The following is a 26153-nucleotide window of genomic DNA, read 5'->3' as shown; positions in this document are numbered from 1 at the left end:
AGGATTTCATCATTTTAAGCTAAAAAAAGCTAATATTTGGATTATCCAAAAATATGAATAAAACCACTTTAATTATTTGTTTTTAAACAAAACAATTGTACGTAATTTAATTTAAATAATATTATTTTTATATTATTTTTATTAAAAACATAAAAATTTAACTGTTTATTCATAAATAATTTAGCATAACTAAAATAATAAACGTGCTAAAACTTTTGATAATTAAATGTAGATTTCATCACATAAAATAATTAATACATAAATTAATTCAAATATAAGTGATTAATTTGTTTAAAAAAATAACTGAGTAAAATAGTATGATTTAAATAATGGTGATATTATTTAAAAAACAATAAAATTGGTGGATAAAATGAATAAAATATTATTATTAGATAGTAATAGTGGATTGAATGCGGCCGTTCCAAATGGTATCCAAAAAGTTAAACTTGCAAATCATCCATCGATAATTAAGTTTGAAAATACTTTAGAAAACATTAGGTCTATTTCTAAGTTGAATAATGACGTTGTTATTCAGCTTGCTGATGGTAAGCAATTGGTTTTAGATAACTTTTTTAGTCAGGCTAATCATTTGGTTATTAATGGACAAAATGAATCTCTCTTGTGGGTCAAATTTACTGATGCTGAAGGTAATTTTATTGACCCAGTTGAATATGAACCGATTGAAAATATAGAAGCTCTAGATGAGGAAGCAGGAAGTTCAGGTTTGATGGTGCTGGCGCCGATTATTGCGGGTGGAATTGCACATTGGTTGATCAGGTCACTTATAGATTCAGATAAAGATAATTCTTCATCTAATCCAGACGACGATGATGATGACAATGGTGGTGGAGGTGGTTCGAATGATGCTCCAGTATTACAAACCTACATCGTCAATGAAGAAGGTGTGATTGAATTAACCTTTGATAAAAATTTAGATGATGATCATTTACCACTGAATACATACTTTGAAATTACTGTCGATTCTGTCATCGCAACCATTACTGCAATTGGAATTGACCCGAGCAATCCGAAAAAACTCATAATTAAAACAGACCCTCCAATTTATGAAAACTCGGTCGTCACGCTAAAATACACCGACCCTACAACTGGAAATGATGAATTTGCAATTCAAAGTGAATCAGGTGCTGATGCTGCATCATTTACTCGAACTTTAATGAATCAATCTGAACTGGAAGATGACAATAACAATAATGATGATGCACCTGTTATAGAAACGGCTGTGGTAAACAGCGATGGCGATCGTATTGTACTAACCTTCGATAAAGATTTAGATAGTACGAATTTACCTGATTTAAATACATTTGTTGTTCGAGCAAATGGGCAAAATATTCCAGTAACATCTTTCGAAATTGTGCCCGAAACTGTAAATGGCGAGACAACGACGAATACATTGATTTTACATGTCGCACCTAAAATCAAAGCTGGTCGTGATGTCATTATCGAATATACAGATCCAACATCAGTTGATGATGAAAATGCAATTCAGAGTACGACGGGTGTAGATACAGATTCTTTCCAAACCATAGTCACTAACCAATCTACCTATACAGGCAATCCAGATGATAGTGATGCACCCTATTTAATTGCTGCTGAAGTGAATGCTGAAGGTGTCATTGAGCTGACTTTCAATGAGGATTTGGATGATCAATATTTGCCTGTGGCGAATGATTTTACGATTCTGGTTGGAAACCAATTGGTTGTGATTACGTCTATTACGATCGATCCTGTGAATGCCTCATTAGTGAGTATTACCACAAGTCCTACAATTACAGTTGGACAGTCTGTCGTAGTTGTTTATGAAGACCCAAGCGATGGTGATGATATTTATGCATTACAAGGTACAACAGGTCAGGATGTAGAAGACTTTGATACATCGGCAACAGGTGGTGTACCTGTAGAAAACAATTCTGAAGTTGAGCCTGTGGATACAGATCCACCGACGTTGGAATCGGCAGAGGTGAATACTGACGGTATTATCGAACTGACCTTTAGTGAAGACCTCGATGGTGACAACCTTCCAGATCTTGAAGACTTTGTGATTATTGTGGATGACGAACCTGTCGTTGTGACGTCAATTGAGTTGGATAGTACTGATCCATCCAAAGTGATCATCACCACAGCACCTGTGATCACCGCTGGCCAAGATGTGGTGGTGCAATACACAGATCCATCAGCAGGTAATGATCCAAAAGCCTTACAAGATGAAGCAGGCAACGACGTTGAAGACTTTGATACATCGGCAACAGGTGGTGTACCTGTAGAAAACAATTCTGAAGTTGAGCCTGCGGATACAGATCCACCTACGTTGGAATCGGCAGAGGTAAATACGGACGGTATTATCGAACTGACCTTTAGTGAAGACCTCGATGGTGACAACCTTCCAGATCTTGAAGACTTTGTGATTACTGTGGATGACGAACCTGTCGTTGTGACCGCAATTGAGTTGGATAGTACTGATCCATACAAAGTGATCATCACCACAGCACCAGTGATCACCGCTGGCCAAGATGTGGTGGTGCAATACACAGATCCATCAGCAGGCAATGATCCAAAAGCCTTACAAGATGAAGCAGGCAATGATGTTCAAGACTTTGATACATCGGCAACAGGTGGTGTGCCTGTAGAAAACAATTCTGAAGTTGAGCCTGTGGATACAGATCCACCGACTTTAGTCACGGCAGAGGTAAATACTGACGGTATTATCGAACTGACCTTCAGTGAAGACCTCGATGGTGACAACCTTCCAGATCTTGAAGACTTTGTGATTACTGTGGATGACGAACCTGTCGTTGTGACCGCAATTGAGTTGGATAGTACTGATCCATCCAAAGTGATCATCACCACAGCACCAGTGATCACCGCAGGTCAAGATGTGGTGGTGCAATACACAGATCCATCAGCAGGTAATGATCCAAAAGCCTTACAAGATGAAGCAGGCAACGACGTTGAAGACTTTGATACATCGGCAACAGGTGGTGTACCTGTAGAAAACAATTCTGAAGTTGAGCCTGCGGATACAGATCCACCGACGTTGGAATCGGCAGAGGTGAATACTGACGGTATTATCGAACTGACCTTTAGTGAAGACCTCGATGGTGACAACCTTCCAGATCTTGAAGACTTTGCGATTATTGTGGATGACGAACCTGTCGTTGTGACCGCAATTGAGTTGGATAGTACTGATCCAACGAAAGTGATCATCACCACAGCACCTGTGATCACCGCTGGCCAAGATGTGGTGGTGCAATACACAGATCCATCAGCAGGCAATGATCCAAAAGCCTTACAAGATGAAGCAGGCAACGACGTTGAAGACTTTGATACATCGGCAACAGGTGGTGTGCCTGTAGAAAACAATTCTGAAGTTGAGCCTGTGGATACAGATCCACCGACTTTAGTCACGGCAGAGGTAAATACTGACGGTATTATCGAACTGACCTTCAGTGAAGACCTCGATGGTGACAACCTTCCAGATCTTGAAGACTTTGTGATTACTGTGGATGACGAACCTGTCGTTGTGACCGCAATTGAGTTGGATAGTACTGATCCATCCAAAGTGATCATCACCACAGCACCTGTGATCACCGCTGGCCAAGATGTGGTGGTGCAATACACAGATCCATCAGCAGGTAATGATCCAAAAGCCTTACAAGATGAAGCAGGCAACGACGTTGAAGACTTTGATACATCGGCAACAGGTGGTGTACCTGTAGAAAACAATTCTGAAGTTGAGCCTGCGGATACAGATCCACCTACGTTGGAATCGGCAGAGGTAAATACGGACGGTATTATCGAACTGACCTTTAGTGAAGACCTCGATGGTGACAACCTTCCAGATCTTGAAGACTTTGTGATTATTGTGGATGACGAACCTGTCGTTGTGACGTCAATTGAGTTGGATAGTACTGATCCAACGAAAGTGATCATCACCACAGCACCTGTGATCACCGCTGGCCAAGATGTGGTGGTGCAATACACAGATCCATCAGCAGGTAATGATCCAAAAGCCTTACAAGATGAAGCAGGCAACGACGTTGAAGACTTTGATACATCGGCAACAGGTGGTGTACCTGTAGAAAACAATTCTGAAGTTGAGCCTGCGGATACAGATCCACCGACGTTGGAATCGGCAGAGGTGAATACTGACGGTATTATCGAACTGACCTTTAGTGAAGACCTCGATGGTGACAACCTTCCAGATCTTGAAGACTTTGCGATTATTGTGGATGACGAACCTGTCGTTGTGACCGCAATTGAGTTGGATAGTACTGATCCATCCAAAGTGATCATCACCACAGCACCTGTGATCACCGCTGGCCAAGATGTGGTGGTGCAATACACAGATCCATCAGCAGGTAATGATCCAAAAGCCTTACAAGATGAAGCAGGCAACGACGTTGAAGACTTTGATACATCGGCAACAGGTGGTGTACCTGTAGAAAACAATTCTGAAGTTGAGCCTGCGGATACAGATCCACCTACGTTGGAATCGGCAGAGGTAAATACGGACGGTATTATCGAACTGACCTTTAGTGAAGACCTCGATGGTGACAACCTTCCAGATCTTGAAGACTTTGCGATTATTGTGGATGACGAACCTGTCGTTGTGACCGCAATTGAGTTGGATAGTACTGATCCAACGAAAGTGATCATCACCACAGCACCTGTGATCACCGCTGGCCAAGATGTGGTGGTGCAATACACAGATCCATCAGCAGGCAATGATCCAAAAGCCTTACAAGATGAAGCAGGCAATGATGTTCAAGACTTTGATACATCGGCAACAGGTGGTGTGCCTGTAGAAAACAATTCTGAAGTTGAGCCTGTGGATACAGATCCACCGACTTTAGTCACGGCAGAGGTAAATACTGACGGTATTATCGAACTGACCTTCAGTGAAGACCTCGATGGTGACAACCTTCCAGATCTTGAAGACTTTGTGATTACTGTGGATGACGAACCTGTCGTTGTGACCGCAATTGAGTTGGATAGTACTGATCCATCCAAAGTGATCATCACCACAGCACCAGTGATCACCGCAGGTCAAGATGTGGTGGTGCAATACACAGATCCATCAGCAGGTAATGATCCAAAAGCCTTACAAGATGAAGCAGGCAACGACGTTGAAGACTTTGATACATCGGCAACAGGTGGTGTACCTGTAGAAAACAATTCTGAAGTTGAGCCTGCGGATACAGATCCACCGACGTTGGAATCGGCAGAGGTAAATACGGACGGTATTATCGAACTGACCTTTAGTGAAGACCTCGATGGTGACAACCTTCCAGATCTTGAAGACTTTGCGATTATTGTGGATGACGAACCTGTCGTTGTGACGTCAATTGAGTTGGATAGTACTGATCCATCCAAAGTGATCATCACCACAGCACCTGTGATCACGGCAGGTCAAGATGTGGTGGTGCAATACACAGATCCATCACCAGAGGATGATCCAAAAGCTTTACAAGATGAAGCCGGCAATGATGTTGAAGACTTTGATACATCAGCCGGTATTGGTGTTGAAAATAATTCAGAAATAGATCCAGATGCAGGACCTGAGTTACTAGATTTCATTAACGGTTATCTGGACATGACACTTTATTTTGACAAAGAATTGGATCCTGATCATTTACCACTGCCAGAACATTTTATCGTCAATACCTATGATCAAACTGATGGCAATGGGGATCCAGCACCACGTCAAATTAACATTATTAATATTGCATTAGACCCAGAGGATCCAAGTACACTGATCCTCACTTTCAGTGAAGATATGCAAGGAAATAATTATTTATCACCTTTATATACTGCTGAAGTGATTTATCAAGATCCAACACAAGATGATGATGAATATGCTATACAAGATTTGAATGGACGAGATGCCCAAGGTTTTGAATTTGAGGTAACTGTAGCTGCGGCTCCAGTAGATCCTGCGCCAGAATTAGTCGCTGCAGAAGTCAATGCAGATGGTTTAATCATACTGTCTTTTGACCAAGATATTTATGCACCGCGACCACCTAAATTATCTGATTTTGTGGTCAAAGTGGATAGTGTTGTAGTCAATGTTGTATCGGTATCTGTGGTTGACTGGTATAAAGTGGTCCTTGTCACATCACCAGTAATTCATGCTGGAAAAGTCGTGATTGTTACGTATACAGATCCTACAGAAGATGATGATCTTGATGCGATACAGAACTACGATGAGCAGGATGCTGAGAGTTTTACCGTTGAAGCTGTCAATAACTCTGAACAAGGCATTGTACTGGATACAGCACCAGAGCTTATTCGCCTAGAAGTCAATGTGGATGGTGTTATTGAATTAGTTTTTAATGAAGACATCGATGCCGACAATTTACCTGCGCTAGATGATTTTATTATTACTGTAGACGGTGTGGTTGTACCAGTTCAATCCATTTCAGTCGATCCAAGTGATGCTTCTATAGTTTATGTAGGCACTGATCCAGTGATTAGTGTGGGACAAGTTGTCAATGTTATCTATAAAGATCCAACCACTGGAGATGATGACAATGCACTACAAGATTTAAATGGTAATGATGTCGATACGTTTGTTCACTCAGCAGATAATTTATCTCAAGTCCCATTACCAGATAAAACACCACCACAGCTGGTGAAGGTACAAATTATAGGTGATACAGGCATTGAGCTTATCTTTGATGAAAGCTTGGATGAGATAAATTTACCTCAAATCTCAAATTTCACCATTATTGTGAATGGTACAGTGGTCTCTGTTCTCGGACTTGATGTCGCAGGAAATCAAGCACATTTAATCATGGCAGATGAAATTCCTTTAAATGCAAATGTTCAAATCATATATGCCGATCCGACCACAGCAAATGATACCAATGCACTACAAGATTTGAGTGGTAATGATGTTGGTAGTTTTGTTACCAGCGTGGTCAATACCTCTGTCAAAGTTGAAATTACCAAAATAGCAGGTGATGACTTTGTCTTAAATGGAACTGAACTTGGATTAGGCTATATTGAAATTTCTGGTGTGGTGACTGGACTTGCAGTGGATGAAAAAATTTATTCAATTAAGCTGACCATCCAAGGTCGAGTTTTTGATGTTGATCTGACTCAAATAGATCCGAGTGCTTGGAGTACTCGTATTCCTACGACAGGTCTAAATCTTTCTAACGGATCGATCGAATCTGTCAAAGTTGATGTCAAAGTTGTTGATCATTTAGATGAGATTCAAGTTAAAGCTCAAGTTGAAGATGAAAAAACATTTACAGTTGATACTGATTTTACTCAACAAGTCACTCATGTCATTCATCCAATAGATGGTGGAAATGATTACATACTCAATGCAGAAGAGTTGAGCGATGGCGTAGTGGTGTTATCAGGTCAAGTAACTTCTGCTGAAACAATTGAACTTGTTTCAGTGTTAGTTGAAATTATAGATCCTGAGGACCAAAGTGTTGTACATACTTTTGTAGACAATCTCATTACAAAGAATGGATTGAGTTGGTCAATCTCTGTTTCAGAGTCAACATTTGATTTTAGTGCGTATCCTGATCATCAGATTAAAGCGACCGCAACGGTGAAAGATTCTTCTGGAAATACTAAAGATGTTGAAGTTACTCAGGAGTATAAAGTCGATGTCGTATTAGACTCTGAAGATACTGCTTCAATTACCATTGATGAAATTGATGGTGTAGACACTGTTGAAGGGGAGTTCTTTGTTAATCAAAACGAGCTCGCAGATGGAAAAATTACAGTTTCAGGGAAAATTACGGGTGTAACCTCTCCTGACTATGTTAGCCAATTGACGGTCACTATTACTAAAATTGAAGGTGGTCAGCCAGTTTATATTGAAGTTGTACTTCTAAACCCAACCATCGTAAATGGTGTATGGAGTGTCGATCTTACACATGCAGGATTAAATCTCCAACATCGCGATCAACCAGAAGTGAAGGCTGTTGCAACGATTCGTGATCCTGCTGGAAATAGTACCACTAAAGAAGTAACTCAGTCGTTTACTGTTGACACATTTATTTCTAACCCTACAGCAAGCATAACTGGTATCGGTGGTAATGACTTTATTGTGGAAGGGGGAGATTTAGTCGGTGGTAAAGTTGAGATTACCGGTCAAGTGAGCTCATTAGAAGAAGATGAGTTTATTGGTGATATTCAACTCAATATTGTTAAAAACCCAGGAACACCGAATGAAGTTAGCACTGTTATAAAATACAGTGAGGATACTGCAGTAGATGGTATTGATTGGGTGGTCAATAATGATGGAACTTGGAGCGTTCTCATACCATCTTCTATGAACTTTAGTGATGGTCTTGCAAGTTTACAAGCAGTCATTGTCTTGAAAGATGAAGCAGGAAATACTCGAAATTTACCAGCTTCTCAGGATTTTGAAGTTAATATTGGGATTGTTAACGATAATCAACTCAACATCGATTTAACCAATGATACAACCAATTATGATGAAAATAGTGAGACTGAAACATTCTCATCATTCACGGTTTTAGGATTGCTTGAAGGTGCAAATGCTCGAGGTTTACCTGGACATGAGTTTAATATTGGCAATCAAGCCAACGGAGATTCAATTGGTAAAATAGAACTCACCATGCAAGTTAACTCACTCCTTACTGTCGCTAAATCTTTTGGTGTGATATTACAAAAACAAGACATCAATGGGGATTGGGTTGACTATATGTCAGCACCTGTGGGGGATAAAGGTATAGTTGCATCAATTGGTTCTCAATATGCTTTGGGTGCAATTGGTAGTGATCAACAGCAATATACCCTGAGTTTTAATGGATTGCCTGAAGGAACCTATCGCGTTAAAACCTATGGCTCAATGAGTGAGTTAAGTGAGCTGATCGAATCAGTTGAGCTTAGGAACTTGGGTAGCGGTGGTTATTTGTTGGGTAAGGAAAATCAAAATGCCATTATAGATGCGGTAATTGATGTGCTACAACAAGGTGAACCAAGTCCAGCTGTAACCGAGTTAATTAACCTCTTAACTGGTATTCTTAATGTTGTCAATGCATTGACATCACCGTTAAGCAATTTGATCTACAGATTGGTCAATGAACCATTATTACAACCATTATTTACGATTCTCGATCAAGCATTAGATGCAGTATTAACTGAATTATTGTCAAATACAGTTACTTTATTTGAAGCAACTGAAATCACGATTACTGCTACGGAAGCATTTTTCAATCAAGCAGAATTTTTAACTGGTGACGATGATATAAGATTAAATGCACTTGCAGATGACTCACCTGGTTTGATTTTGACAGGCATAAAAAACCAAACGAATGCAGCGGTCGATGTGCTAGATACCAATGAACCAGTGGTTGTTCATGGCCAATATGGCAAGTTAACCATAGCATCCAATGGTGATTACAGTTATACCCTTTATCCAACCTTGACGCCTAAAGCAGGTATGACAGATGTGTTCACCTATTTTGCATCATTCCCAGGTGAAACAACTCAATATTCAGCGAACATTACCATCAACATCAATGGTGGTACCAATCAAGAAATCGATGCCATTGATAATCAAGTTGGGTTAACTTTAGATGTCACACCGAATGTCATTGATTTAGCCAATCAAACGACTACAGCAGGTGGTTTGGCATATATAGGTTTAGGAAGTGTACTTGATTTAACTGCACTCAATGTTAATCGAGTTCTCAGTATAAATGTAGCCAATCAAACAGAACGAAAAATCACTTTTGAAGCTGAGTCAGGTGGAATTCAGATTCTTACAGACTATGATTTATTTATCTATAAACTGAATACCAATACCAATCATTATGAATTGTTTATGAAACAAGAAAAATGGTTTGGGGTGGGATTATTCGGTGGAAAAACCAATCAAGGTCTAACTTTAGATTTTGAAAGTGGTCAATATTTAGCATTGTTAGAACCAACCACGGGTATAAATGTCGCATTTGGTTATACATTAAAAACTACTAAAGATCAGTTGCTTGATTATGCAAATCCAGTTTCTGTTCAAGGTAAAGCTGAAGGCAATGTTATCACGGATATTGATGTTCAACATGGTGCAGATAGCATTCCAGCAACAGGTGTTTATGTAACCGAAGTTACTGCAAATGGCGTAACATTACAGGTTGAAAATAATGCAGTTGATGAAGGAACGACTATTGAAGGTCATTATGGAACTTTGACCATTTTTGGAAATGGAGACTATATTTACACTGCTTCCAATAGCAAAACCTTTAACTATGGTGATGTAGATCAATTTAGCTATACCATCTATGACCCTGTTTCAGGACAAAGTAGTCAGGCTCAATTATCAATCGTTTTAAACTACATCGCGGCTTATCAAGATATTCAAACAGAATCTGTAATGTTGAATATTTTGCCTTTACAGAAAAACATTGCCAATGTCGATTTAAACAATGCTGTTAAAAACGATGTGACCATGGGTAAAAGTGCAGCAACCGCTTTTGGTGTGGCAGCCATTAATTTAGGACAAGTCATAGATACAGATTTAATTTCAAGCACAAACTCGATTGCAATTAAAGTAGATACGGGTGAGTTAGTTTCCATGAAGTTTAAAGCAACGGGTTATGAAACGATCTCAATCGGTGGAAGTTATGATCTACATATCTACAAAAAGAATGAACATGGGCAGTTAGAACTTTATTACAACAAAAGTCAATTTTTAACCATTCCATTGTCATTGCTCATTCCAATCGGTGGGATCTATAACACACCAATAAATATGACCTTTACTGAAGGTGAGTATTACGCTTATTTAACGTCTGCTTCTGGAGTCGGTATTATTGGGGGTGCAACACTTTCTGTGAGTGATATTCAGGTTCAAGATTTTAATACACCTGCCATTTATCAAGGAGATCTAGAAGGTCAAATAGACTTAGGTACAGAGACGCTTCATTCTGTGAATGGTCGTGATTTTAGTGGTACTGATCCTGTAGTGATTGTAGGTAAATACGGCACATTAATTGTGCAAGGTAATGGTACGTATACTTATCAAGTGGATCCTTCGCTGACACAACCGCCATTCGGTAAAATCGATACTTTTAGTTATGTCTCTAAAAATAGCGCAAATCAACTGACGACTCATGCGTTGAATATCAAAATCTCAACTGTGGATGCCAATAAAGATTTGATTCTTGATGGTGGTGGAGAGCATCTCATCGCTGCAGTAATGACTAATAAAACAGAAACACTTCACATTGAGGATGCATCAAAAACATTAAATTGGGGGCAAAGTTTTACTAAAAATATTCATTTTACAGTAACTGACTTAAATGCATTACAAACCTTAAACTTTACGTTAAATGGCGAACTTACTGTTAAGCTAAATAATTATAATACCAGTATGGAGTATCAGATTTATCGTCTTGATGAATCTAATGGTTCGATCACAAGAGTACTTTTTGATCAAAAAACATCCAATGCTGTGAAAAATCTGACCACATTATCAACTACCATTAACAGTGGTGATCTCATTCCTGGAAACTATGTCATTGAATTGAAGGTCAATGGATATGATTGGTCAAATACTAAATATAGTTACGACTTAGATATTCATCAGGTGTATTTAGATCAGTGGACACCAATAAGTGGCACCAACTATAACACGGAGACAGTTACAGGGAATTTCCTGACTAATGATCATTTCTCAGATGGTTTGAAAAATCAGTCAATGATTAAGTTTGGCTTTAATTATTTATCATTAGATCCAAGTAAAGCCACACAAACCATTCAATTGACAGGAAAGTATGGAAATCTGATCGTCAAATCAGATGGTAGTTATACGTATACACCGAATGGTAAAGGTGGTGGACGTGATGTTTTTGAATACGAAATCATTTCTCCAACAGGTGAAACTGACCGTAGTACTATCGAATTTAATATCGGGAAAGTGGTCACAGGTAGTGAAGGTAACGACAGTATTGAAAGTGGTGCTGCTAATGATACCTACACCATGGGAGCAGGTTCAGACACTGTGATCTTTGATATTCTCAATCGATCACATGAAAATGGGGGCAATGGCTTTGATACATGGACTGATTTTAATGTTGGTGCAAACTCAGATAAAGTCGATATATCAGGTTTGTTAACCAATTATGATACTTCAAAAAATATCTATGATTATGTTTATGTCTACAAGAGTGGAGCGGATCTGATCATCTCTATCGATCGCGATGGTGTTGGTCAAGATTATGCACAGACTGATTTGGTCAAGCTAACAGGCGTTGCAAATCATGCTTCGTTTACGTCTAGTAATGAACAGCAAATTCTAGATCTTTTACTGAGTAATCAGCAAATCATATTGCATTAATCTAACACCGATAAAAAAAGGAAGCTCAGCTTCCTTTTTTTATTTCAATTTTAATTATTGGTTATTTTATGGAGTAAAATTTCATTTAAAAAGCACATATCTTTAGTATTTTTCTATTCTTCCAATCTTGTTTGAAAATGTTATTTGAGCTTGAGATTAAAATATTGCAGAGTTTCAAATTTTATAAGCGCTTTGTCTGTACTCAAGAAAAGCAATAATTGTTGCAGTAAAAAATAACACACTGATGAGCACAAGGAAAATGTCAAAATTGATAAATGAGATTACTAGCGTGATCAATCCTATGATAAAAAACAACACTGAAAATAAAATAGATAGTACTGCCCACATACGTAACCCCTTATAAAATTTATAAAAAATAAAATTTAAAAATTTATTATATGCTTTTGTTTACAAAATATAAACATTTATTGGCATTTTTGTACATAGAAAATAAATTGTGTAGCCTAAATTAATAGGGATAATAGAGGTGAGTATTCATCAACCGACGGTGTAGTCAATAATTTAAATGGGTTTAATTTTTATTTCAGTACAGTTGTATAAATTTATTGTCATTATTATTTAGTAATATTAATAAAAAATGAAATAAAGTATTATTAACCCGAATCCTGCTTAAGCCGATGACTCCATAATTTGAATCGTTGGCTTATTTCGATGGGTTAATTGATATGCACATAACGAAGCATAAATTCCGCTGAGAAATCCATAAGTACTACGTGCTTTACTCGTCACTAAATGATATTGCCCTTTCAATAAGCTGAATAATGTTTCTATCTTATTGCGTTGCCTTAGGTGATATTCATCTGATGCACTGAGTTGAACAGATTCCATGTTCCTCCGATGATAAGTAATTAAATCAATACCTTGAACTTGCAGCCTGCGCTTTAATTCTTGGCTGATGTAGCCTCGATCCCCGTAAATTTTTCCTTTTAGGCCATCAACTAATTGCTCAACCATTTTTATGTCAGCAACATGTCCATTCGATAAAGCAGAACAGGTAATTTCACCAAATTGATTCATCGCAATATGTAATTTACAGCCATAGAACCAACCCATTGAGCTTCTACCGCGTGATGCAATTTGGACTAATGATTTATGGCGTTGAATACGTTGATTTTTACAAACTGGCAGAGTTGTTGAATCAATCCATAAATATTGTGTTTCTTGACCTTTCATCAGCGCCACATGCAAAGCGTGTAGAGCCAATTGGTGCATATTGATCAGATGAATCATCCTTTGATAGCAAGGCAAGTATTTAAATAAATAGCTTTTATCTTCTTTTAACCAAGTGAAAAAGGCTTTGAAATTAGTGAAATGAGAGGATTTATACCAAATAGCAATAAAGATAATTTCTGAAAGACTGAGTTGAGCAACTCGGATTCTTGAAAGTTTGCCATCTTGCTTGAGAAATTTCCAATAAGTTGCTTCAAATTGTAGAAAAAAGTCATCAATTAAGCAGAATAATTCGGTACTATTGAACATTAGGACTAGGGTTGTGAGTTTGGTGTGGTAACTCAACTGATGGCTCTAGTCCTTCTATTTTTCAAGTCAATTTCTTATCCGCGATTCGGGTTATTATTATTCAAATATAAAAATTCTGTTTAAAGGCTATTTTTTGTATGATGAAGGATTTTAAAGCCAAAACATATGTGGTGGATGAGCAATTGGCTGATACATTGACTTGGTTAGTCGAACATCAAGATTGCTATGATTCGTTTGAATATGATGCATTTACAAAAACTCTTGTTGTGCATCATGCGAACGGCAGCGATCAGATTAAAGTCGGGCAATATCTCAATGCCAATTATGGCATTCTGATCACCTCACTCTAAGTTATATCATTCAAAACAATAAAGCCCCAAAAGAGGGGCTAATCATTTTTTATAGTAGTATGATTTTAAATATTTTATTAACTTGCCATTGCATCAACAGTTAACTCTAAAATTGATGGTTTGGCTTTCTCAGCAACGAGACCAAGTTTATCAAACAATTGCTTATCTCGACCTTCACCTGCATTTGGGGTGGTGAGTAATTTTTCACCTGAAAAAAGCGAATTTGCACCAGCCATAAAAGCCAAAGCCTGATCAGAATCAGACAAAGACTCACGACCTGCTGAAAGACGAATATAGCTTTTAGGCATAATAATACGGGCAACTGCAATTGTACGAATCCACTCTGTCACATCCAGTTTTTCGACATCAGCCAAAGGTGTACCTTCTATAGGCACGAGCATATTAATTGGTACAGATTCTGGATGTATCGGCAATGTCGCTAATTCATGCAGTAAGCCTATACGATCGTTACTATTTTCTCCCAGTCCAACAATACCGCCACTACAGACTTTCATACCTGCTTGACGAACAAAGTCGAGTGTATTCAAACGATCATCATAGCTTCGTGTTGTAATCACGTTCGGATAGTATTCACGAGAGGTGTCTAAGTTATGATTATAATAATCCAGTCCTGCATCTTTTAATCGTAATGCTTGAGACTCATTGAGCATACCCAAGGTCATACAGGTTTCAAGGCCTAAGGCTTTCACTTCCTTGACCATCTCAATGACATAGGGCATGTCGCGTTCATGTGGGTTGCGCCAAGCAGCACCCATACAAAAACGAGAAGAGCCAGAAGCAAGTGCTTCTTTGGCCTCTTGAATCACTTTTTCGACTGCGATACGTTTTTCAGCTTCAAGTTTTGAATCGTAACGAGCAGATTGCGAGCAATATTTACAATCCTCAGGGCATTTTCCTGTTTTGATTGAAAGCAATGTACTGACTTGAATGGTATTGGCATCAAAATGTTGACGATGAATACCTTGCGCTTCAAAGAGCAAATCTAAAAAAGGTAATGCGTACAGTTGTTGTATTTCTTCTCGCGTCCAATCATTGCGTACTTGCATAAGTACTCCGTTACTTTATTGATCGATTGGATTCATCATACGTGAAACATTTTAATTGCAAAATCATAAAATATGACAAATTAAGTTGGTCGTTATTATGTTTTTTGCTATTTGATGAAAATTGTCTTGCATTTTGAGATGGTTGCAAAGTTGGGCTTTATTGTTGAAAAATACCTGCAAAGTTTTAATGCAGATATTTAGAAATAACGTGAATGTGTCGCTAAAATTTTCCTATAATAATAATCATGTTGGTAACATGCACATATAGAAAATGGATGTTTCACGTTTGAAAATGAATTTTTAAAAGGCAATCATGCCTGATTTTTGCATTTGTTGCTCAATTGCCCAATCAATGTGGACTTGCACAATATCATCATGCTGTTGATGTTTTATTTTGAGTTCATGAATAATTTTGTCAGAAAATGGAGCATTGCCTAATCCAATGGCAATGTTACGCATGAAGCTTTGATAACCTGTTCGGCGTAGTGGGCTTCCTTCTGTTTTCTCCAAAAAAGTTGCTTCATCCCATTGCCATAAATCAAGCAGACTCACATCGTCTAAACCATGACGGGGATTAAAATCTTCAATGGTTGCAGTTTTGGCAAATCCATTCCATGGACAGATTAACTGACAGTCATCACAACCAAAGACACGATTACCAATACCTGCACGTAACTCTTCTGGAATGATGCCTTGATATTCAATGGTCAAATACGCAATACATTTGCGGGCATCCAGTATATAGGGTTCTACAATGGCTTGGGTTGGGCAAATGTCGATACATGCGGTACATGAGCCACAATGTTTTGTCGCAGGGGTGTCAAATGGAAGTTCAAGTGAAGTGAAGAGTTCTCCCAACACAAAAAATGAACCTGATTTTTTATGAATGAGTAGGGTATGTTTTCCTGTCCAGCCCATCCCCGCATTTTCAGCTAAAGATTTTTCAAAAATTGGTGCAGAGTCGGCAAATGGACGCGATTCAAAATCACCTATTTTTTCACGTATACGTGTAGCTAGGGTTTTCAAGCGACCACGCATCACTTTATGATAATCACGTCCACGTGCATAACGAGCTATGATCGCCGAGTTGGGTTCATCGGGCACATAACGCGGTTTTGGTGTTTCCACCAAATAATCCATTCGTACACAAATAACACTTTTTGTGCCAGGCACCAGCAGTTTAGGATCAGCACGCTTTTCTAAGTTTTCTTCTAAAAACTTCATATCGCCGTGATAACCACGGTCTAAATATTCTTGAAAACGCACCAATTCTGCTTGAGCATCGGGTTTGGCAATGACACAATCAGCAAAACCCAGATCAAAAGCTTGTGCTTTAATCCATGCTTTTAAAGCGATAGGATCATACTGATCTAATGGGATTTTTTTTGAAAGTGTGGATTGAGTCATAAGCAAATAAAAGGGAATAATGATGCAACAGCCAGTTTACCATAGCCGTGAAGTTCAAGCATGGGAGCAACGTTGGTTTAATCAGCAAAATAGTGATTATGGCTTAATGCAACAAGCAGCTTGGGCAATCAGTCAACGGCTCATGGTGTTATTGCAACAACAGTTTAAGCATTCAATCTGCATTGCTGTCTGCTGTGGCGCAGGAAATAATGCAGGTGATGGATATTTGGTGGCGAAGTATTTGCACCAAGCAGGATATTGCGTTGATGTCTACAGTACCGAACTTGGAGATTCAGCTTCGTTGGTCAAAGCGTATCGCGAGGCAAATACAAGCGGTATAGATATATTTTCAGCTTTTGAATTTCATCATGCTTATGATGTGTATATTGATGCTTTGTTTGGTATTGGACTCAATCGAACCTTAGATGAAGATTGGCAAACCATTATTCATTCCATAAACCGACAATCTGGTTTTAAAGTTGCCATTGATATTCCCAGTGGGCTACATGCCAACACAGGACAGGTTTTACCTTGTGCAGTAAAAGCCGATATAACATATACCGTATTGGGGCTGAAAGCAGGATTATTGACAGGTCAAGGGAAAGAATATGCAAGTCAAGTAGAAGTCATTCCTTTAATTCCTATCGATGATGAGCTTAAAACATTGGCATATCTATCACCGAAAAGCATTCAATTACCTAAACGTGAAGCTTTTGGGCATAAAGGTAGTTATGGTCATGTACTGATTGTCGGCGGTCATGCAGACATGGGTGGCGCTGTGATGATGGCAGCTGAGGCCGCTTTTTCAGCAGGTGCAGGTAAGGTCAGTATTGTTTGTGATGCTAAACACCATATGGCTACTTTGGCACGTTCACCTAATATTATGCTTCGAGATATCAATGCGCTTGATCATTACATGATTCAACAATTAATTAATCAAGTTGATGCGGTCAGTTTTGGTATGGGCTTAGGTCGGGATGCATGGTCAGAACAACAGTTTTTAAATTGGTTTCCTCATTTGAATCAGTCCAAAGTTGAATTGGTGCTTGATGCAGATGCATTATGGTTCTTGGCTTTACACCCAGTTCAGTTAAAAACACATACCTATGCAACCCCACATCCTGGTGAAGCAGCAAAACTTTTAGATAAGCAAACATCTGATGTTGAGTCAGATCGTATTCAAGCCATTTATGATTTACAACAACGCTATGCTGGTGAGTGGGTGTTAAAAGGCGCAGGAAGTTTAATTTTACAGGATAAGTTATGGATGTGTACCGCAGGTAATGCTGGGATGGCAACGGGTGGCATGGGAGATGTTTTAGCAGGCATGATCGCCAGTTTGAAAGCACAATTTCACGAACAGATTGAATTGCATCAAATTGTGACTTTACATGCTTTGGCGGGTGATCATTTGGCAAAATCTGGAATGCGAGGAGTACAAGCACATCATATGAATGAAGCGGTGTATCATGTTGTAAATCACGCTCTTGAAATATGAAAAAAAGTTATTTGATAGGTTGTTGATATGCAAGCGTTAAAACTCACAATTTCAGGCATTGTACAAGGCGTCGGGTATCGTCGTTGGTTTGAGAAACAGGCGAATGATTTAAACTTAAAAGGATATGTTAAAAATTTAGAAACAGGCGACGTTGAGGCTGTGGTCATAGGGGATGAACAGGCCATACAAGACATTTTAAAATGTAGTTTAATTGGACCTTTGCGATCAAAAGTGTCTAAAATTCAGCAAGAAAAGCTCCATGAGAATGAACTTCAATATGATGATTTTGTTATGATTCGATAAATAGCCTAAGCAAAAATAGATTCTCATGATAAAAACAGGAAATTCAAAAATGAAAACAACAATTTTTTTTGGGTATTTACTTTGTGCACCACTCATGATGATCACACCAGTATATGCTGAAAATAGGGCATCCTCTCCAGTAATTGCAAAAAAAACCATCATACTGAAGGATTTAAATTTTAAAACTGTGATAACGACTTTCTATGGAAACCAGCTTAAACATATTGTCATTCCAGAATTAGATAAGACCAAAACACAATATGTGAGGTATCAAGAAAAAAATGATCAAATAAAAGCGCTGATTTATGGGGAACCTGTTGCTTATCTAAACTCATCCAAACAACAGAGATTTTTACTCACTGTGTCGCGTGTTGTAGTTGATGAAGAAAATAAAAAAATTAATTACTGCTTTGCGTGTTCAAGTTATAGTGATGTTTATATATTTAAAAAAAATACCAATCAGCAGTTTGAACTTGTAAGTAAAGCAACTGATGAGGATGCTTGGGTCGGAATGGGGATGAATGATGATACGTATAATCCCAATAGAATATTATCAAACTTGGTTAATGTTGGACCCAATATCAAAGGGGTTGTTGAAACTGTTGACGTGAGTCGTCAAGGTTATAGTTCCAAAATACTTTATATAGCCCCGATGAATGAGTTAGTAACATTCAAAATGATTGAGATTGCAGTTTTAGATTCCGATAATGAAGCGACAGGTGATGATAAAGTCTGGGGTTATCATGGAAAGTATAAATTTCTAAATAGTGTGCACAATGGATTGTACGACCTTGAAATCAAATATACAGGCACTGAACGTCTGTATAGTCAGACTGGATCTAAAATTATGCCTAAAAAAGAGACCCATATTTATCAATATGATGATAAAAAACAAAGTTATATTCGTGTTCAGTAATTTCAAAGATTAGAGAGAAAATGGAAAAATATCTAGTGGTGATCGCAGTTGTAGCAGCGCTCATAGTGCTCATTGCCTATACACAAATCAATGCTGATTCAAATTCAAAACAAGGCACATTTCTTGGAAAACTGAAAAGTACCTTTCCTCAATATATGATTATTGAGAAATTTGGTAGCTATATGATTTGTGAAATCAATCATCGCAATGAGCCAGAAGAGCTCGTCATTATTCGCTTTGATGAAAACCAAAAGAAAAATATTCGAACCTTTGGACGACGCGTCACATTAACCTATCCAAAACAGCCTTCAATGGGTGAAATCAAAAAAGATGCTGCGCCCTATTTAAAATAAAGTTGAGTTGATTTCTTATGTATTGAAGAAGTGTTTCTAAATACATCTTCAATACAATGCTTAACGATATTCGATTTTTAAATGTTAACGACGACGTGAGCTGGTTCGGCTTCGACCACGTGCCATACCACCCAAAGCATTCAGTACTGCCATTTTGGACATACTACCTGAAGCATGGGCATGACATATAGCAGCGGCAAGTGCATCGGCAGCATCCGCTTGTGGTTTAATACTTAAATTTAAAATACGCATCACCATCATTTGTACTTGTTCTTTGTCGGCTGCACCGTACCCAACCACAGATTGTTTAATTTGACGAGCGGTATATTCAGCCACTTGTAAATCTAAATTGACCAAAGCCGCAATTGCAGCGCCACGTGCTTGACCTAATTTAAGTGCAGAGTCAGGGTTTACCGCCATAAACACTTGTTCAACAGCAGCTTCCGTTGGACCATGAAATTTCACAATACGCTCAATACCTGCAAAGATTCGTTTTAAACGTTCAGGCATATCAGGAGTTTCGGTACGAATCGTGCCTGCATCAACAAAAATAAGTTTTTGGCCTTCTTTTTGTATGATGCCATAGCCTGTTAAGCGTGAACCGGGATCTATACCAATAATCAGAGACATATCAATTCTATGGAATAATAAACAAATTCATTTTAAGGGCATACGTAGCTCTACGGGTAGCTTTTTTTTGATCGTTTGGAAAATGTTGCATCAAAATGCGTGATAATGATCTATTGAATTTCTTTTGAAGATGGAAATAGAAGAATCATTGAATAAAAGTCTATGAAATAGCCTTTGTCATCAATTCATGCCTTATTTGTGTTGGTTTAGTCTATAACACAACGCAGGACTGAAGTATCAAGAGATCCTAATCATGCTGAAATATCCCACATTAACTGTGAAATAAATAAAAAAATCACTTTTTAGCCTTTAAAAAATAGGGAATGCCCTTATCAATAATAGGAGCTGTATTCATCATTAATATATTATGTTTTCAGCTTAATATTTTTCTTCTGTTGAGATTAGACTACTTTTCATGAAAATTGCACTTATTGTTTTAATTGGTTTGGTTCTTGAGATCTTTGTGTGGATCGGAGTAGGTGACCTCGTCGGAAGTATGTGGTATGTATTCTTCTGGTTTGTTGCTGCATTTTTTATCGGTTTAAATATGATGCGTGCTAACTCTGTTGGTCTTATGCCTCAGATGCAACAAATGCAACAAGGACAAATGAGTCAAGATCCTAACCTAGCGAATAACTTACCTAAAATCATTGCAGGGTTGCTGCTTGCCATTCCTGGTTTAATCACTGATGTGATTGCAGTCTTGATTTTGATTCCACCAGTACAACAAGCATTGAAAGCTATTATGATGAAAACGATGTTGAAACGTCAGCAAGCCATGATGGAAAAAATGATGGGTGGTATGATGGGCGATATGGGCGGTGCCCAAGGTCAAAATCCATTTGCTGATCTAATGCGTCAAATGCAAGATGCACAACAGCAACAAGGTGGTCGTGATTCTACAATCATTGATGGCGAAGCACGTGAAATTACCCCTGAAGCCAAAAAAATTGAAATGAAAGATGTTAATCAAAAATAATTGATCTGAATCAGATTAAACAGCCGAATCATGTTGATTCGGTTTTTTTATGCATCGAATAGCAGTATTTTTCATGCTATACACGATATAATTTCATACTGGTTTTTCTAATTTTTGATTTTATGTCTTTGCTTTTTACGATTTGTCTTCTGCATTTTGTCGCTCAACTCAGTCCTGGTCCCGACGTACTCCTCATTGCTAAAAGTGCTGCATCAACCACACGTTCTAACACATTAAAAATCATTTCAGGGATTTCAGTGGGCATTGTGGTTTGGGTTGTGCTCACATTATTGGGATTTACAGTTCTTGTTCAACAATTTCCTTGGATTCAACAAGGATTAATGCTACTTGGTGGTTTTTTTCTTGCTCGAATGGGATGGGCAATGCTCAAAGGTGGCATTCATTCTTTAAATCAGACATTTGATTTGGAGGATCAACAAAACAAATCAGAGAAATCTCAAAACTATTTCTTATTGGGATTGTTTACCAATTTATCCAATCCAAAGACACTCATCTATTTTAGTAGTGTGTTTTCTTTAGCGCTCAGTACTTCAGCGTCTACACATTTAAAAACCCAATTGGCATTTATTATCCCTATTCAAACATTTCTAGTGTTTGCATTGTTGATGCTGATTTTATCGCTACCAAAAGTCAAAACTTTGTATCAACGTGCTGGAAGTTATATTGATATTTTCTCTGGAGCTTTATTTTTATTGTTTGCGATTTGGCTCTGGTTTGATGCTCTCTTTTTACTTTAAATTTATCCTTTAAAATATTTTCATCGTCTTCGACATTATCGATGCAAGTAAACCAAAAATGAGGGTATGTCCCCTCATTTTTTGTGTGTATCTAAATCTTTAGTATTTGTGTCGATTGTTGTTTCCTGTTCGCCATGTTGTGTCGAGCAGGGGCGATTAACCAGATGAGGATGTTGATAACCATGCGGAGCCAACGTCGTTTCAGTATTTTCAGAGCCCTGATAGGCACGACTCCGATTAGCACGTTCACGTAAACCACCTTTTTTAATTAACTGAACCATCTTGCTCTCCAAATAACATGAAGCATTTTAACTAAAAAAACGAGCAATGAAACGATTCATTGGTTTGTACTACAATCATCAATTGAATGAGGAATTACAATGAATAATCCATATGTTACATATTATTACACGGTATCAGAATGTAATAGACTTATAATAATAAGTAAGTTGCTATTAAATTTAAATAAATTTAATTATCAGTGAAGATATTTTAAATAAAGTTTATTTTATGCGCTTGAAAGTGTTAACTGCATCACGTATTATTTACATGTTGTAGGTTAAAACGCATAACAATATTAACTGATAATAAAAACGTGGCAATAGTAAAAATGGAGGGTGGTATTATGATGTATCAATATCATTGTGGATGTTGTAACAAGGTTGTTATGTCTACGGACAAAGTCTGCTCGGAATGCGGATCACAAAATATTAAATCTCCTTATAGCTTGTGGTTATTCTGTGTATTTGCGTGTTTAGCGGTTGCGATTATTTTCCAAATGGCGCATTTGGTGAATACACATCAAACAGATCCGGTGCAACAGACCTTATTAGATGTTTTACACAAAAATGATAAGTCTATGAATGGTTCTTAAGCATGTTGAATCTTTTAAGTAATATCAAATACATAAAAAAAGCTCACATAAAGTGAGCTTTTTTTTATGAAACAGCAGATCGTTTTGAGTTTATAGACCAGCAGAGGCTTTCAATGCTTCAACTTTGTCTGTTTTTTCCCAAGTGAATGCAGTATCAGAACCTTCACGACCAAAATGACCATAAGCAGCAGTTTGCTTATACATAGGTTGAATAAGGTCTAGCATACGCGTAATACCATAAGGGCGTAGGTCAAAATGCTCTCGAACCAATTGAACAATAAGTTCATCAGCTACTTTAGCTGTATTGAACGTATTGATTGAAATCGAAGTCGGCTCAGCTACCCCAATTGCATAAGACACCTGAATTTCACATTTGTCTGCAAGACCAGCAGCTACGATGTTTTTCGCAACATAACGACCCGCATATGCAGCAGAACGGTCAACTTTAGATGGATCTTTACCAGAGAATGCACCACCGCCGTGACGTGCCATACCACCGTATGTATCCACAATGATTTTACGACCTGTTAAACCACAGTCACCTACAGGTCCACCAATTACAAACATGCCTGTAGGGTTAATGTGGAACTTGGTGTCTGCATGGAACATTTCAGCAGGAATTACTTTTTTAACAATTTCTTCAATCACCGCTTCTTTTAATGCAGCTTGCGTGATTTCTGGATCATGTTGAGTTGAGAGTACAACTGCATCTAAGCGTACAGGCATGCCATTTTCATAAGCAAAAGTCACCTGACTTTTTGCATCTGGACGTAACCAAGGTAGAGCACCACTACGACGAAGCTCAGCTTGTTTTTCCATTAAACGATGTGCATATGAAATTGGAGCAGGCATGAGAACGTCAGTTTCACGACTTGCATAGCCAAACATCAAACCTTGGTCGCCTGCACCTTGATCTTCAGGTTTTTGACGATCAACACCTTGAGCAATTTCAGGTGATTGTTTACCAATCATGTTAATGATTGCACAGGTTGAACCATCGAAGCCTAAATCAGAATGGTGATAGCCAATACCATTCACGGTTTGACGAACAATTGCTTCAAAATCGACATTTGCAGTTGTAGTAATTTCACCTGCAAGAACTACAGCACCTGTTTTTACAAGCGTTTCACAAGCAACCCGAGCATATGGGTCTTCTTTTAAGATCGCATCCAAGATAGCATCACTGATTTGATCAGCCATTTTATCCGGATGGCCTTCGCTTACAGATTCTGAAGTAAATACAGCGTACTCGCGCATAAGACCTATCACAGTTATTTCAAAAGACGCAATATGGTACATCGACTTAGACTTTAGGACTAGCTTAACACACACAAAAAGCATGAAAATATTTCAAATTAATGCGTTTTTATTTGATAAGCACATCTGAAAAATTGATAAGTAAGCTGTTTAAGTGGGGTTATTTTGATTAATAATCGGATGAACGTGTAATCCCACTGTAAAATATTCTAAACTCATCATATAATATAACTGAAATATACTGGATGAAAATGGATTGAATTTCATGCAAAGCGCTTGATGATTAATCAATTTTATTGGATATAAATTAGAATTTTTATCATTCCAATAAGCCTTTTATATTGTAAAGTGTACAGCCATCTTTTTTTGTAAATATCCATATCTTTTCTATGTGTATATTTGTTATTTTTTTATACTGGATTATAAATGTTAAATATGTTTTTGTTTCTCCGTTTTAAAAGTTATATATTTATTACAAAAAATTAAGATATATTTTAATTATTCTAATGTATTGATGCTAACAGCATGATAGCTCTCATAAATTCAATGAAATCAAGATCCCGACGCTGGGTGATTAAAGCGATTGGTGATCCTGTGATATTGAATTGGAGTGAAATTCAAAAATGTATTCTCATTTTTGTTTTTTTTCTATTTATTAAAGTTCTGTGGGTCTCTTGGCACATCTATACATTAAGCACGCCTGAATTTTATCCCTTTGTAAATCTTGAAGCTTTACGTTTTCATTTGAAACTTGAAATTATTGAACTTTTCGTTTTTGTATTTCTCATTCAATACTTTAATTCTTCACGAAACGATCAACATGCGCAACAGTTTTTACCCTATGTGTGTATGATTTTTTCAACGACAAGTTTGGTTTTTGATAGTTATTCCTCGGGACTTTTGGCAACAGGTACGATTGTCAATGCCATGAGCTTTATCTATTTGATTGTGGTGCTGTTCGAGAAGAGAGTATTGTTTTTTGCTTTCTGTTATTCATTCTGCATTTTCTTTTTTTTCATCCGTAGTGGCATGGTCACAGGTGAATTTCAATATGCACCTATTTTCAACTTAGCCAACATTGGTTATCCAAACTTTTTAAATCATTTTTGGCTCAGCAGTACCATTTTTTTTAGTGTTCCACCTTTAGCAATAGGGTTATTTATTTTCGCAACGATTTTAAAACAGTGGCATCAACGAGAAACCTATATCACTGAACTCAGTGAAATGGATTCACTTACTGGTATTTATAATCGCAGAGTTCTGACCAAACACTTACTGGCTTTAGATAGAAACTCAAATGATATTCAATCATTTGCGATTATTTTGATGGATCTGGATTATTTTAAAAAGGTGAATGACACTTATGGCCATCTTATGGGTGATCGGGTGCTGGTTAAAACTGCCGAAATTTTAAGATCGTCATTACGTGCAACAGACTTTCTTGGTCGTTATGGGGGAGAGGAATTTCTAATCATCATTACCAATACCAAAAAAGAAGAAATATTGCGATTGGCTGAGCGGTGTCGTCAAGCTTTAGAAAACTACGAACATGTGGTTTATCAAGGGCAAAATAAAGATCAAAAAATAAGTGTTACCAGTAGTATCGGGATTGCTTATGTAGAACAAAATATGAGTGCGATGCAAGCGGTGCATGCTGCCGATCTTGCGCTGTATAAGGCAAAAGCCAACGGTCGTAATCAAATTTGCTTTGGCTAGGGCTATATTAACGTTTCAAGCTTAGATGAAGTCCTTGTTTTTGATTCATTCAACACCATAAAAACAAGGTGTCTCAAACTAAAAAACATCTTAGAGTTGTAGTATAATTATTCGGCGCTGAGTATGTTGAAATCTGTTGCTATTGTTGTTTGATTCATTCTTGTATCTCCCTGTTATGATTTATTATGCTTGAATATTG

The 26153-nt window shown here is 37.7% G+C and carries 16 protein-coding genes; 10 read left to right on the top strand and 6 right to left on the bottom strand.

What is annotated here, in order from left to right; translation table 11 throughout:
* Positions 1-370: 370 nt before the first annotated feature.
* Positions 371-12346, top strand: coding sequence for a BapA/Bap/LapF family large adhesin (locus G8E00_RS09260; protein ID WP_166223946.1), 11976 nt, complete (start codon positions 371-373; stop codon positions 12344-12346).
* 630 nt (positions 12347-12976) lie between these two features.
* On the opposite strand, the gene G8E00_RS09255 is transcribed toward G8E00_RS09260, so the two are convergent.
* The gene (locus G8E00_RS09255) at positions 12977-13846 is read right to left on the bottom strand and encodes an IS982 family transposase (protein ID WP_166221390.1); all 870 of its coding nucleotides are present in this window, start codon (positions 13844-13846) and stop codon (positions 12977-12979) included.
* Between the two features lie 137 nt (positions 13847-13983).
* Between G8E00_RS09255 and G8E00_RS09250 the strand changes: the two genes are divergently transcribed.
* The gene (locus G8E00_RS09250; protein WP_166223943.1) at positions 13984-14196 is read left to right on the top strand and encodes a hypothetical protein; all 213 of its coding nucleotides are present in this window, start codon (positions 13984-13986) and stop codon (positions 14194-14196) included.
* A gap of 77 nt (positions 14197-14273) precedes the next feature.
* Here G8E00_RS09250 and bioB read toward each other — a convergent pair whose 3' ends face one another.
* Both bioB and queG read right to left on the bottom strand, forming a co-directional pair.
* Positions 14274-15263 (bottom strand): biotin synthase BioB, encoded by a 990-nt coding sequence (gene bioB / locus G8E00_RS09245; RefSeq protein WP_166223940.1) that lies wholly within the window; start codon positions 15261-15263, stop codon positions 14274-14276.
* A 300-nt stretch (positions 15264-15563) separates the two neighbouring features.
* Positions 15564-16670, bottom strand: coding sequence for a tRNA epoxyqueuosine(34) reductase QueG (queG, locus tag G8E00_RS09240; RefSeq protein ID WP_166223937.1), 1107 nt, complete (start codon positions 16668-16670; stop codon positions 15564-15566).
* 22 nt (positions 16671-16692) lie between these two features.
* Here queG and G8E00_RS09235 point away from each other — a divergent pair, with 22 nt between their 5' ends.
* The 4 genes from G8E00_RS09235 to G8E00_RS09220 are packed head-to-tail and all read left to right on the top strand — an operon-like array spanning position 16693 to position 19740.
* Positions 16693-18168, top strand: a complete 1476-nt coding sequence (locus G8E00_RS09235; protein ID WP_166223934.1) for an NAD(P)H-hydrate dehydratase — start codon at positions 16693-16695, stop codon at positions 18166-18168.
* A gap of 27 nt (positions 18169-18195) precedes the next feature.
* The gene (locus tag G8E00_RS09230; RefSeq protein ID WP_166009596.1) at positions 18196-18471 is read left to right on the top strand and encodes an acylphosphatase; all 276 of its coding nucleotides are present in this window, start codon (positions 18196-18198) and stop codon (positions 18469-18471) included.
* A gap of 49 nt (positions 18472-18520) precedes the next feature.
* A complete protein-coding gene (locus G8E00_RS09225; protein ID WP_166223932.1) occupies positions 18521-19387 on the top strand; it encodes a hypothetical protein in 867 nt (288 codons plus the stop codon).
* Positions 19388-19407: 20 nt separating this feature from the next.
* Positions 19408-19740 (top strand): hypothetical protein, encoded by a 333-nt coding sequence (locus tag G8E00_RS09220; protein WP_166223929.1) that lies wholly within the window; start codon positions 19408-19410, stop codon positions 19738-19740.
* An 84-nt stretch (positions 19741-19824) separates the two neighbouring features.
* Here G8E00_RS09220 and ruvC read toward each other — a convergent pair whose 3' ends face one another.
* Positions 19825-20370, bottom strand: coding sequence for a crossover junction endodeoxyribonuclease RuvC (ruvC, locus tag G8E00_RS09215; protein ID WP_166009602.1), 546 nt, complete (start codon positions 20368-20370; stop codon positions 19825-19827).
* Between the two features lie 415 nt (positions 20371-20785).
* Here ruvC and G8E00_RS09210 point away from each other — a divergent pair, with 415 nt between their 5' ends.
* Both G8E00_RS09210 and G8E00_RS09205 read left to right on the top strand, forming a co-directional pair.
* Positions 20786-21349, top strand: coding sequence for an FxsA family protein (locus tag G8E00_RS09210; RefSeq protein ID WP_166223926.1), 564 nt, complete (start codon positions 20786-20788; stop codon positions 21347-21349).
* 122 nt (positions 21350-21471) lie between these two features.
* Entirely contained in the window at positions 21472-22107 is a 636-nt protein-coding gene (locus G8E00_RS09205) for a LysE family transporter (protein WP_166009608.1), read from the top strand.
* Positions 22108-22181: 74 nt separating this feature from the next.
* Here G8E00_RS09205 and G8E00_RS09200 read toward each other — a convergent pair whose 3' ends face one another.
* Entirely contained in the window at positions 22182-22388 is a 207-nt protein-coding gene (locus G8E00_RS09200) for a hypothetical protein (protein ID WP_166009031.1), read from the bottom strand.
* 344 nt (positions 22389-22732) lie between these two features.
* Between G8E00_RS09200 and G8E00_RS09195 the strand changes: the two genes are divergently transcribed.
* A complete protein-coding gene (locus tag G8E00_RS09195) occupies positions 22733-22981 on the top strand; it encodes a hypothetical protein (protein WP_166009609.1) in 249 nt (82 codons plus the stop codon).
* Between the two features lie 90 nt (positions 22982-23071).
* On the opposite strand, the gene metK is transcribed toward G8E00_RS09195, so the two are convergent.
* Positions 23072-24238 carry a methionine adenosyltransferase gene (metK, locus tag G8E00_RS09190; protein WP_166009610.1) on the bottom strand — a complete coding sequence of 389 codons (1167 nt, stop codon included), beginning with the start codon at positions 24236-24238 and terminating at the stop codon, positions 23072-23074.
* Positions 24239-24784: 546 nt separating this feature from the next.
* On the opposite strand from metK, the gene G8E00_RS09185 reads away from it, so the two are divergent.
* Positions 24785-25954, top strand: a complete 1170-nt coding sequence (locus tag G8E00_RS09185) for a GGDEF domain-containing protein (RefSeq protein WP_166223923.1) — start codon at positions 24785-24787, stop codon at positions 25952-25954.
* Positions 25955-26153: the final 199 nt, after the last annotated feature.

The sequence above is a fragment of the Acinetobacter shaoyimingii genome (genome assembly GCF_011578045.1).
GTDB classification, from domain to species: Bacteria; Pseudomonadota; Gammaproteobacteria; order Pseudomonadales; family Moraxellaceae; genus Acinetobacter; species Acinetobacter shaoyimingii.
The sequence above is the reverse complement of the archived record's forward strand: the minus strand, read 5'-3'. Positions and strand labels throughout refer to the sequence as shown.